The 11,818-nt window shown below is 67.2% G+C and carries 11 protein-coding genes; 7 read left to right on the top strand and 4 right to left on the bottom strand.

The genetic code is table 11. From position 1 onward, the window contains the following. Positions 1–34: 34 nt before the first annotated feature. The 3 genes from AC6LJ9_RS25110 to AC6LJ9_RS25100 form a co-directional block, all read right to left on the bottom strand. Complete coding sequence (locus AC6LJ9_RS25110; RefSeq protein WP_103276239.1) at positions 35–460, bottom strand: organic hydroperoxide resistance protein; 426 nt, start codon at positions 458–460, stop codon at positions 35–37. Positions 461–655: 195 nt separating this feature from the next. Beyond that, entirely contained in the window at positions 656–1,132 is a 477-nt protein-coding gene (locus AC6LJ9_RS25105) for a MarR family winged helix-turn-helix transcriptional regulator (protein ID WP_392411367.1), read from the bottom strand. A 160-nt stretch (positions 1,133–1,292) separates the two neighbouring features. Continuing rightward, on the bottom strand, positions 1,293–2,000 hold the full coding sequence (locus AC6LJ9_RS25100) for a Crp/Fnr family transcriptional regulator (RefSeq protein ID WP_498149629.1): 708 nt from the start codon (positions 1,998–2,000) through the stop codon (positions 1,293–1,295). 164 nt (positions 2,001–2,164) lie between these two features. Between AC6LJ9_RS25100 and AC6LJ9_RS25095 the strand changes: the two genes are divergently transcribed. The 7 genes from AC6LJ9_RS25095 (at position 2,165) to AC6LJ9_RS25065 (ending at position 10,962) form a co-directional block, all read left to right on the top strand. Then, positions 2,165–4,141: an AMP-dependent synthetase/ligase gene (locus tag AC6LJ9_RS25095; RefSeq protein ID WP_498149628.1), complete on the top strand. Its 1,977-nt coding sequence runs from the start codon at positions 2,165–2,167 to the stop codon at positions 4,139–4,141. Positions 4,142–4,152: 11 nt separating this feature from the next. Further along, positions 4,153–4,950, top strand: a complete 798-nt coding sequence (locus tag AC6LJ9_RS25090) for an ABC transporter ATP-binding protein (protein ID WP_212313598.1) — start codon at positions 4,153–4,155, stop codon at positions 4,948–4,950. A gap of 10 nt (positions 4,951–4,960) precedes the next feature. Further along, on the top strand, positions 4,961–5,890 hold the full coding sequence (locus tag AC6LJ9_RS25085; protein WP_103271532.1) for a branched-chain amino acid ABC transporter permease: 930 nt from the start codon (positions 4,961–4,963) through the stop codon (positions 5,888–5,890). A 24-nt stretch (positions 5,891–5,914) separates the two neighbouring features. Continuing rightward, positions 5,915–6,979 carry a branched-chain amino acid ABC transporter permease gene (locus tag AC6LJ9_RS25080; RefSeq protein WP_212313599.1) on the top strand — a complete coding sequence of 355 codons (1,065 nt, stop codon included), beginning with the start codon at positions 5,915–5,917 and terminating at the stop codon, positions 6,977–6,979. A 164-nt stretch (positions 6,980–7,143) separates the two neighbouring features. Then, positions 7,144–8,484, top strand: coding sequence for an ABC transporter substrate-binding protein (locus AC6LJ9_RS25075; protein WP_498149627.1), 1,341 nt, complete (start codon positions 7,144–7,146; stop codon positions 8,482–8,484). 277 nt (positions 8,485–8,761) lie between these two features. Beyond that, positions 8,762–9,607: an ABC transporter ATP-binding protein gene (locus tag AC6LJ9_RS25070; RefSeq protein ID WP_103271535.1), complete on the top strand. Its 846-nt coding sequence runs from the start codon at positions 8,762–8,764 to the stop codon at positions 9,605–9,607. Positions 9,608–9,693: 86 nt separating this feature from the next. Beyond that, on the top strand, positions 9,694–10,962 hold the full coding sequence (locus AC6LJ9_RS25065) for a phenylacetate--CoA ligase family protein (RefSeq protein WP_498149626.1): 1,269 nt from the start codon (positions 9,694–9,696) through the stop codon (positions 10,960–10,962). Positions 10,963–10,997: 35 nt separating this feature from the next. On the opposite strand, the gene AC6LJ9_RS25060 is transcribed toward AC6LJ9_RS25065, so the two are convergent. Further along, the gene (locus AC6LJ9_RS25060) at positions 10,998–11,813 is read right to left on the bottom strand and encodes a sulfite exporter TauE/SafE family protein (protein WP_498149625.1); all 816 of its coding nucleotides are present in this window, start codon (positions 11,811–11,813) and stop codon (positions 10,998–11,000) included. Between the last annotated feature and the right edge of the window lie 5 nt (positions 11,814–11,818).

Genomic DNA, 11,818 nt, shown 5'->3' with positions numbered 1-11,818 from the left:
CTTGCGGGGCCCGCCCTTTTTACTGTTGCGGCGCTTAGACGATCGTGAGCGTTACGTCGATGTTGCCGCGCGTGGCGTTCGAGTACGGGCAGACGATGTGGGCGGCGGCCACCAGCTTTTCGGCCTGGGCGCGGTCCATGCCCGGCAGCGAGATCTTCAGCTCGACTTCGATGCCGAAGCCGGTCGGGATGGGGCCGATGCCCACGACGCCGTTGACCGACACGTCCGACGGAATGGCGATCTTGTCGCGGCCGCCGACGAACTTCATCGCGCCCAGGAAGCAGGCCGAGTAGCCCACGGCGAACAGCTGCTCGGGGTTGGTGCCGGCGTTGCCGGCGCCGCCCAGCTCGCGCGGAGTGGTCAGCTTGACGTCGAGCGCGCCGTCGTCGCTGACGCCACGGCCTTCGCGGCCTCCGGTGGCGGTGGCGCTGGCACGGTAGAGGACTTTTTCGATGGACATGATGGGTTCCCTGTTCAAGTGGAAAACGAAGCCGCCGGGGAAGGATTCCACATCGGCGGAGCACTGCCTGGACCGCAGGGCGCCGGACCGCCTGTGCGGCCCGGCGCGATCAAATCAGTAGTAAACGACTATATCGCGCACTACTTATAAAACGAAATCGAACACCTGTTGTACCTCCCTTTCACTGCAACGTCATCACAGGCTGGCGACCAACTTCTCGCGCAGGCCGTGCAGCGCCCGCATCGTGTCCTGCGCCTCGTCCAGCGAGCATTGCGCGGCGGCGGCGATGGCATGCGGCACGGCCTCGGCGCGTTCCCGCAGCTCGCGGCCCTGGCGCGTCAGCGCCACGATCACCTGGCGCTCGTCGGCCTGGGCGCGGTTGCGGCTCACCAGCCCTGCCGCTTCCAGCCGCTTGAGCAGCGGCGTCAGCGTGGCCGAATCCAGGAACAGGCGTTCGCCGATGTCCGTGACCGTGATCCCGTCGCCTTCCCACAGCACCAGCATGACCAGGTACTGGGGATAGGTCAGGTCCAGCCCTCCGAGCAACTTGCGGTAGACCTTGTTCATCGCCAGCGAGGTCGAATACAGCGCGAAGCACAGCTGGCTGTCGAGCAGCAGCGGATTGAACGCGCCTTTGGCCGGCTTGGCGAGGGACTTGGATCGGGATTTCATGGCGCAATATTAAATAGCGCGCTATTTAATGTCAACACTCGTCCGCGGCATTTTCCTTTTCATGGCCTGGCGCATCGCGGCGCGGGCCTCGTCCGCGCCAACCCCGAAGCCACTTCAGCCTGCCAGCGCCAGGCCGTCGCCGCCTCGCGGCGCCGTCGCGTCAGGCCGCCGTCTCGCCCTCGACCGCCTCGCGGTCCGAACCGTACTGTTTCAAGCCATCCAGGTCCAGCACCCGCACCGCACCATATTCCACGGTGAGCAGCCCCGCCTCTTCCAGCTTGCGCAAAGCCTGGTTGGCGCGCTGGCGCGACACGCGCGCCAGGTAGCCGACTTCTTCCTGGGTGATGGCCAGCCGCATGCCCATGCCCGGGTACAGCAGCGGGTTGAACAGCTCGGCCAGGCAGCGCGCCACGCGCGCGTCCGGATCCAGCAGGCGGTCGTACTCGGCCTTGCCGATGAACTGCGCCACGCGCTCGTTCAATTGATGCAGCAGATAACGGTTGAACGGGATGCTGGTGTCCAGCAGCCAGTCGAACGTGGCCGCCGGCAGCCGCGCCACCACCGAATCGCGCAGCGCGACGATGTCATATTTGCGGACTTCGCGCTTGAGCAGCGAGCCCTCGCCGATCCAGCCGCCGGCCGGCACGCCGGTCAGCGAGGCGACCTTGCCCTCGGCATTGCCCACTGACACTTTCACCAGGCCGCCCAGCACGCCGATCCAGGCCTGGGCGAGTTCGCCCTTGCGCTCTATGATCGACCCGGCGCTCGCCTGCTGCACGGTAAGGTCCCGCTCGACCCGCGACTTCTGCTCGTCGTCGAGCACGCGGAACCAGGCCGCGGCGAGTTGCAGGGAGTCGGATAGCTGCATCGGGAATACCCTAAAAGTTCCTTGAATGTCGCGATGGTGACAGTTGGCGGCAACCCAACCTTATACCTTAACTCCTGCCGTAAATCTAAAACCAACTGGTCAAGCGCTCTGTCCCGGTCGCCTACTCGGCATCCGGCCCTTGCGCCCAAACCGGAGGAGACAACGTGGCACATTCTTCGCCCGCATCCGCATCGATGCCGGCCGCGTCGGACACTTTCCCGGCGCTGCTGCTCGCGCATGCACAGCAACGCGGGACGCGGCCCGCGATACGGGAAAAAGACCTCGGCATCTGGCAGACGCTGACCTGGTCGCAGGTCGCCGAGCACGTGCGCCAGGTCGCGCACGGCCTGGCCGCTTCCGGCATCCGGCCCGGCATGCACGTGGCCGTCATCGGCGAGAACCGCCCGCGTCTCTACATGGCCATGATGGCCGCGCAATCGCTGGGCGCGATTCCCGTGCCGCTGTACCAGGACGCCGTCGCGCAGGAAATGGTCTATGTGCTGCAGGACGCCGAGGTCAGCGTCGCGGTGGTCGAGGACCAGGAACAGGTCGACAAGATGCTGGAGGTGCGCGAACAGTGCCCGGCATTGCAGCGCGTGGTGTACGACGATCCGCGCGGCCTGCGCCACTACGCCGACCCCATGCTGATGTCCTATGAGCAGCTGGAAGCGCTGGGCCAGGAATACGCCGCGCAACATCCCGATTTCTTCGCCCGCGCCGTCGCCGCCGTCAAGCCGCATGATCCGGCGGCCATGTTCTACACGTCCGGCACCACCGGCAAGCCCAAGGGCGTAGTGCTCACGCACCATGCGCTGATCGACCGCGCCCGCGCCGTGTCCGACATGGAGCAGCTGACCGACCGCGAAGACGTGCTGGCCTACCTGCCGCCGGCCTGGATCGGCCAGAACATGTTCTCGTACACGCAGCTGCTGGTCACCGGCTTCACGGTCAACCATCCCGAGTCGCCCGACACCGTCTCCATCGACATGCGCGACATCGGCCCCACCTACTACTTCGCGCCGCCGCGCGTGCTGGAAGGGCTGCTGACGCATGTGATGATCCGCATGGAAGATGCCGGCGTCCTCAAGCGCAAGCTGTTCCATGCCTGCATGAAGCTGGCGCGCCGCGTCGGCACCCGGATCCTGGACGGTGAATCCGTCGGCCCCTGGGACCGGCTGCGCTACGCGCTGGGCAATGCGCTGATCTACGGCCCGCTGCGCAACGCGCTGGGCATGAGCCGCGTGCGCGTGGCCTACACGGCGGGCGAGGCCATCGGCCCGGACCTGTTCGTGTTCTACCGCTCCATCGGCATCAACCTGAAGCAGCTGTACGGTTCCACCGAGACCTCCGTGTTCGTCTGCGTGCAGCCCGACGGCCAGGTGCGCGACGACACCGTCGGCCCGCCCGTGGCCGGCGTGGAGATCCGCGTGGCCGACAACGGCGAGATCCTGGTCAAGAGCCCCGGCCTGTTCAAGGAGTACTACCGCAACAGCGCCGCCACCGAGGAAGCGCACAGCAGCGATGGCTGGTTCCGCACCGGCGACGCCGGCTACCTGGACACCGACGGCCAGCTCAAGATCATCGACCGCGCCAAGGACGTGGGCAAGCTCGCCGACGGCAGCCTGTTCGCGCCCAAGTACATCGAGAACAAGCTCAAGTTCTTCCCGCACATCAAGGAAGCCGTGGCCTTCGGCGCCGACCGCGAGGACGTCTGCGCCTTCATCAACATCGACCTGGAAGCCGTGGGCAACTGGGCCGAGCGTCGCGGCATGCCCTACGCCGGCTACACCGACCTGGCCAGCAAGGACGAGGTCTACCAATTGATCGCCGACTGCGTCGAGCAGGTCAACGCCGACCTGGCCAGCGATCCCAAGCTGTGCGCCTCGCAGGTCAGCCGCTTCCTGATCCTGCACAAGGAGCTGGACCCGGACGACGACGAACTGACCCGCACCCGCAAGGTGCGCCGCGCCTTCATCGCGCAGAAGTACGGCGTGCTGATCGACGCGCTGTTCGACGAAAAGCCGTCGCAGTTCATCGAGACCGAAGTGAAATTCGAGGACGGTCGCGTCGGCAAGATCTCGGCCGACCTGAAAATCCGTCCGGTCAAGAAGTTCCCCCCCGTCACCGCCCGAGCCGCCTGAAGGTCAGAAACATGAGCGACATCGACCGCGACCAGCGCATCGGCGACGTGATGCTGGACATGCAGAACATTTCCCTGTCCTTCGGCGGCGTGAAAGCGCTGACGGACATCTCTTTCAATGTGCGCGAGCACGAGATCCGCGCCATCATCGGCCCCAACGGCGCCGGCAAGAGCTCGATGCTCAACGTCATCAACGGCGTCTACACGCCGCAGCAGGGCGGCATCTCGTTCCGGGGCGAGCGCTTCTCGCGCATGAACCCGCGCCGCGCCGCCGAAATGGGCATCGCCCGCACCTTCCAGAACCTGGCGCTGTTCAAGGGCATGAGCGTGCTGGACAACATCATGACCGGCCGCAACCTGCGCATGAAGTGCGGGCTGCTGTCCCAGGCCTTCCGCCTGGGCCGGGCCGAGCGCGAGGAAATCCAGCACCGCGAATTCGTCGAGAACATCATCGACTTCCTGGAGATCCAGGCCTACCGCAAGACGCCGGTGGGCCGCCTGCCCTACGGCCTGCAAAAGCGCGTGGACCTGGGCCGCGCGCTGGCGATGGAGCCGCGCCTGCTGCTGCTGGACGAGCCGATGGCCGGCATGAACATCGAGGAAAAGCAGGACATGAGCCGCTTCATCCTCGACGTCAACGACGAGTTCGGCACCACCATCGTGCTGATCGAGCACGACATGGGCGTGGTCATGGACATCTCCGACCGCGTCGTGGTGCTGGACTACGGCAAGAAGATCGGCGACGGCAAGCCGGATGAGGTCCGGGCCAACGAAGATGTAATCAGAGCCTATCTGGGCGTGTCGCACTGAGGCGGAAATCATGGGATTTTTTCTAGAGACCTTATTCGGCGGCCTGATGAGCGGCATGCTGTACGCGCTGATCGGCCTGGGCTTCGTGCTGATCTTCAAGGCGTCCGGCGTCTTCAACTTCGCGCAGGGCGCGATGGTGCTGGTGGCCGCGCTATCCATGGCCCGCTTCTCGGAGTGGTTCCCGCGCTGGCTGGGCTTTGACAACATGATCCTGGCCAACGTGCTGGCCTTCATCGCCAGCGCGGCGGTCATGTTCCTGCTGGCCGTCGCCATCGAGCGCTTCGTGCTGCGCCACCTGGTCAACCAGGAAGCCACCACGCTGCTGATGGCCACGCTGGGCATCAGCTACTTCCTGGACGGCCTGGGCCAGATCACCTTCGGCAGCTCGGTGTACTCGATCAACGTGGGCATGCCCAAGGATCCGCTGATGATCCTGGATTCGATGTTCGAGGGCGGCCTGCTGATCAACCTTGAAGACCTGACGGCGGCGGTCATCGCCGCGCTGCTGGTGGCCGCGCTGGCGCTGTTCTTCCAGTTCACCTCCACCGGCCGCGCGCTGCGCGCGGTGGCCGACGACCACCAGGCGGCGCAGTCCATCGGCATCCCTCTGAACCGCATCTGGGTCATCGTGTGGAGCGTGGCCGGCCTGGTGGCGCTGGTGGCCGGCATCATCTGGGGCTCTAAGTTCGGCGTGCAGTTCACGCTGTCCACGGCCGCGCTGCGGGCGCTGCCGGTGGTGATCCTGGGCGGCCTGACGTCCGTGCCGGGCGCCATCCTGGGCGGCCTGATCATCGGCGTGGGCGAGAAGCTGTCCGAGGTCTACCTGGGGTCGCTGGTGGGCGGCGGCATCGAGATCTGGTTCGCCTATGTGCTGGCGCTGGTGTTCCTGCTGTTCCGTCCGCAAGGGCTGTTCGGCGAGAAGATCATCGACCGCGTCTAGCCGACTAGCAGAGGATAAGAAACCATGTTCTACCGCGAAAACGGCCAATTCAAGACCAGCTATCGCGCCGACCAGCAGATCTTCCCGATCCGCCAGGACCGCATCTTCATCGGGCTGCTGCTGGCGGTCGCCTTCATCGCCGTCCCGGCGCTGGCCAGCGACTACCTGCTGCGCGCCATCCTCATTCCCTTCCTGATCCTGTCGCTGGCCGCCGTCGGCCTGAACATCCTGGTGGGCTACTGCGGCCAGATCTCGCTGGGCACCGGCGCCTTCATGGCGGTGGGCGCCTACGCGGCCTGGAACTTCGGCGTGCGCTTTCCCGGCATGCCGCTGATCGTGCAGATCCTGCTGGGAGGCTGCTTCGCCACCATCGTGGGCGTGATCTTCGGCATTCCCAGCCTGCGCATACGCGGCCTGTACCTGGCGGTGGCCACGCTGGCGGCGCAGTTCTTCGTGGACTGGGCCTTCCTGCGCATCCCGTTCTTCACCAACTACTCGTCCTCGGGCAACGTCTCGGTGCCGCAGCTGACCGCCTTCGGCCTGCCGGTGCAGAGCGCTATGGAAAAGTACCTGTTCGTGCTGATCCTGGTGGCGGTGTTCAGCCTGCTGGCCAAGAACCTGGTGCGCGGCGCCATCGGCCGCCAGTGGATGGCGATCCGCGACATGGACGTGGCCGCTTCCGTCATCGGCATCCGGCCCATGTACGCCAAGCTCACCGCCTTCGCGGTCAGCTCCTTCATCGTCGGCGTGGCCGGCGCGCTGTGGGGCTACATCCACCTGGGTTCCTGGGAACCGCTGGCCTTCGACCTGAGCCGCTCGTTCCAGCTGCTGTTCATGGTCATCATCGGCGGCCTGGGCTCGATCATCGGCAGCTTCTTCGGCGCGGCCTTCATCGTGCTGGTGCCGGTGGCGCTGAGCAACATCCCGCACATGCTGGGCCTGCCGCTGTCGGTGGATACCGCCGCCCACGTCGAGCACATGGTGTTCGGCGCGCTGATCGTGTTCTTCCTCATCGCCGAGCCGCACGGGCTGGCGCGGCTGTGGAGCATCGGCAAGGAGAAACTGCGCATCTGGCCCTTCCCCCACTAGGGGCGGGATCCGCTGCGAAATCGCAGGTATCGCAACACGTCTGTATTGATCATTGCCCGGCGCGGCGCCATGAGCCCGCGCCGAGGCAGCCTGAATACCCGGCTCCAGACCGGGCCAATCCCGGTGTCCCAGGGTCTAAGCCCCAAGCACCACGCAGGAGGTAAATGGAGATGAAGCGTCTTAACCTGAAGTTGGCGGCGGCCGTGATGGCCGCGGCCGGCGCCGTCGGCGCCGTGGCCACCCCCGCGATGGCGGCGGAAGAGCAGTTCGTTCCGCTGCTGGTGTACCGCACGGGTTCCTTCGCGCCCCTGGGCATCCCCTGGGCCGACGGCAAGCTGGACTACCTGAAGCTGGTCAATGAGCGCGACGGCGGCGTCAACGGCGTCAAGATCACGTACGAAGAGTGCGAGACCGCCTACGCCACCGACCGTGGCGTGGAATGCTATGAACGCCTGAAGAGCAAGGGCACGGGCGCGTCGGGCTTCGATACGCAATCCACCGGCATCACCTTCGCGGTCAGCGACAAGGCCATCGTCGACAAGGTGCCGGTCGAGACCATGGGCTACGGCCTGTCGCAGTCGGTCGACGGCAGCGTGTTCGAGTGGAACTTCCCGCTGCTGGGCACCTACTGGACGGCGGCCGACGTGATGATCCAGGACATCGCCAAGAAAGAAGGCGGCATGGCCAAGCTCAAGGGCAAGAAGATCGCCCTGGTCTACCACGACTCGCCGTACGGCAAGGAACCGATCCCGCTCTTGCAGAAGCGCGCGGCCAAGGAAGGCTTCGAGCTGCTGCTGTATCCGGTGACCGCGCCGGGCGTGGAACAGAAGTCCACCTGGCTGCAGATCCGCCAGGCGCGTCCCGCCTACGTGCTGCTGTGGAGCGCCGGCATCATGACGCCGACCGCCATCCGCGAAGCCCAGGCCAGCGGCTATCCGCGCGACAAGATGTACGCGATCTGGTGGGCCGGCTCGGAAGGCGACGTCAAGGACCTGGGCGAAGTCGCCAAGGGCTACAACGCCATCACCATCCACAACAGCGGCGCCGACCACGACAAGGTCTATGACGATCTGAAGAAGCACGTCTACGACAAGGGCCAGGGCTCCGACAAATCGGGCAACACCACGCTGGGCACCATCGCCCACACGCGCGGCATGATGATCTCGATGATGCAGGTCGAGGCGATCCGCACCGCGCAGGAAAAGTTCGGCAAGGGCAAGGCGCTCACGCCGGACCAGGTGCGCTGGGGCTTCGAGAACCTGAACCTGACCCAGGAACGGCTGAACCAGCTGGGCTTCGGCCAGATCATGCGTCCGGTCAAGACCTCGTGCACCAATCACAAGGGTGATGACTGGGCCCGCATCGTGCAGTGGGACGGCGCGAAGTTCAAGGTGGTCTCGGACTGGTACCAGGCCGACAAGACCATCCTGGATCCGATGGTGACGGAAGCCGCGGCGAAGTACGCCAAGGAAAAGAACATCACCCCCAGAAAGTGTGAAGGGTAAATCCCCCCCCGAAGCGCCTGCGGCGCCTCCCCCCAGGGGGCGCCGCGGGCGCGGACCGGCAAAGCCGGATCCGCGGCGGCCCCGATTGTGGAGCACCTTTTGAACGTGCCGGGTTGTCTCCATCGAGGTCCTGCTGTCGGACGGCTTTCCAGTTTCGCAGTGCCCGTGTGATTCCGGCCGCACGCAGCCGGATGTGTGAACAACGACTTCGCAGCTTTCGTATGAACCGGCGGCCAGCCCTACGCGGGGCGGCCGCCACCACGCAGCAGGAACGATCATGACCGCCGCCAATACTGCCAACGCCGCCGCCGCGGACACGCCCAAGGTGCTGCTCGACGTGAACGGCATCGAGGTGATCTACAACCACGTCATCCTGGTGCTCAAGGGCGTGTCCCTGCAGGTGCCGGAAGGCCGCATCGTGGCGCTGCTGGGCGCCAACGGGGCGGGCAAGACCACGACCCTGCGCGCCATTTCCAACCTGCTCAAGGGCGAGCGCGGCGATGTGACCAAGGGTCATATCCAATACCGCGACCAGCGCATCGAGAAGCTGTCGCCCGCCGAGCTGGTCAAGCGCGGCGTGGTGCAGGTGATGGAAGGCCGGCACTGCTTCGCCCACCTGACCATCGAAGAGAACCTGCTCACCGGCGCCTATACGCGCAGCATGAGCCGTGGCGACACCGCCGCCGCGCTGGAGCGGGTGTACCAGTATTTCCCGCGCCTGAAGCAGCGCCGCGCCAGCCAGGCCGGCTACACCTCGGGCGGCGAGCAGCAGATGACCGCCATCGGCCGCGCGCTGATGGCCAATCCCAACATGATCCTGCTGGACGAGCCGTCCATGGGGCTGGCGCCGCAGATCGTGGAAGAGATCTTCGAGATCGTGCGCGACCTGAACCAGCGCGAGCGCGTCAGCTTCCTGTTGGCCGAGCAGAACACCAACATCGCGCTGCGCTACGCCGACTACGGCTACATCCTGGAAAACGGCCGCGTCATGATGGATGGCGCCGCCGCCGACCTGGCGCAGAACGAGGACGTGAAGGAGTTCTACCTTGGCATTTCCAGCGGCGAGCGCAAGAGCTTCCGCGACAACAAGTTCTACCGCCGCCGCAAGCGCTGGCTGGCCTAGCGATACCCCCACAAGGCGGCTGCCGGGCGCGTCCCGGCGCCGCCGGCAACGACACCGCAGTACGGAACACGAGAGGGTGCGATCCCATGTCCGAGTTTTTCGATGTCCTGGAAACACGAGCGCCCGAGCAACGCGAGCGCGAGCTGATGGCCGCCCTGCCCGGCGCCATCGCCCACGCGATGGCGCGCTCGCCGGCCATTGCCGAGCAGCTGCGCGGCGTCGATCCCGCCACGGTCGATTCGCGCGCGGCGCTGGCCCGGCTGCCGGTGCTGCGCAAGCACGAGCTGCTGGAACGCCAGCAACACAGCCGCGACGACGCCGCCGCGCCCGCCGGGCCGGTCAAGGCCTTCGGCGGCTTCTCGGCCATCGGCTGGGGCGAGGCGATGCGCGTGTTCGCCTCGCCCGGCCCGATCTATGAACCGGAAAGCGCGCGCGCCGACTACTGGCGCTTCGCCCGCGCGCTGTACGCGGCGGGTTTCCGCGCCGGCGAGCTGGCCTACAACTGCTTTTCCTATCACTTCACGCCGGCCGGCTCCATGATGGAAACCGCCGCGCACGCCGTGGGCTGCACCGTCTTTCCCGGCGGCACCGGCCAGACCGAGCAGCAGGTGCGCGCCATCGCCGACCTGGCGCCCAGCGGCTATACCGGCACGCCCAGCTTCCTGAAGATCATCCTGGAAAAGGCCGACGAACTCGGCGTGCGGCTGGACTCGTTGCGGCGCGCGCTGGTCTCGGGCGAAGCCTTCCCGCCGTCGCTGCGCGACTGGCTGGCCGCGCGCGGCATCGAGGGCTACCAGGCCTACGGCAGCGCCGACCTGGGCATGATCGCGTTCGAGACGCCGGCGCGCCAGGGGCTGGTACTGGGCGAGGACATCATCGTCGAGATCGTGCGTCCCGGCACCGGCGAGCCCGTGCCCGACGGCGAGGTCGGCGAAGTGGTGGTGACCACGCTGAACCCGGACTATCCGCTGGTGCGCTTCGGCACGGGCGACCTGTCGGCGGTGCTGCCCGGCGTGTCGCCCTGCGGCCGCACCAACACCCGCATCCGAGGCTGGATGGGCCGCGCCGACCAGACCACCAAGGTGCGCGGCATGTTCGTGCATCCCTCGCAGGTGGCCGACGTGCTGCGCCGCCATCCGGAAATCCTGCGCGCGCGCCTGGTCATCAGCGGAACCACCGGCGCCGATCGCATGGTGCTCAAGACCGAGTCGCGCGCGCGCGGCGAAGACCTGGCCAAGCGCATCGCCGACTCGCTGCGCGACGTGACCAAGCTGCGCGGCGACGTGGAATGGGTGGACGCGGGCGGCCTGCCCAACGACGGCAAGGTCATCGACGACGTGCGGACCTACGAATAGACGCGCGCGGCGGGCGCGGACGTCCCCCGGACGCCTCAGCCCGCCAGCCCGCTCAGCCCCTTGACCAGCATGGCCGCCGCCACCACGGCGGCGAACAGCGCGAAGCTCTGCTGCAACCGCCTCGGCGGAAAACGATCGGCCACCGCGCGCCCGGCCAGCATGCCGGCGACGGCCGCCAGCGTGAAGGGCAGCGCGATGCGCCATTCCAGGTGCCCGCCGGCCGCCGCCGCGATCACGCCGCTGGCCGACACCAGCGCGATCACCGCCAGCGACGTGGCCACGATGGCCTGCATGGGCAGGTCGGTGGCGCGGCGCAGCGCCGGCACGATCACGAAGCCGCCCCCCACGCCCAGCAGGCCCGACAGGAAGCCCGCCGTCACGCCGGTGCCGCCCAGCGCCCGCGCGCAAGGCGCGGTCCAGCGCAAGCGGCCGGTGTCGGCGTTGAGCAGGCAGGGCGGGCAATGCGCGGGCGCTGCCGCCGCGGCGGGCTGGCCGCCGCGCCACATGCGCCAGGCCACCCAGCCCAGCACGCCCGCGAAGATCACGGCCAGCGGCGCGTTCGGCAGCCGTCGCGCGGCCCACAGACCCAGCGGCGACACCACGATGCCGGTGGCCGCGATGAAGCCCGCCGCGCGATAGCGCACCTTGCCCGCGCGCAGCCCCAGCGCCGCGCCCAGCGCGGCAGCCAGGCCCACCGCCAGCAGCGCGATCGGCGCGGCCTGCGCCACTTGCAGATGCAGGCCGAACACCAGCAGCGGCACCGCCATGATGGCGCCGCCGGCGCCGGTCAAGCCCAGGATCAGGCCCACGCAGGCGCCCAGCGCCGCGCTGGCGGCCAATACTGCTTCCATGCTTG

The sequence above is a fragment of the Achromobacter sp. 1011811831 genome (assembly GCF_059760905.1).
This window is presented reverse-complemented; position numbering and strand designations above follow the sequence as displayed.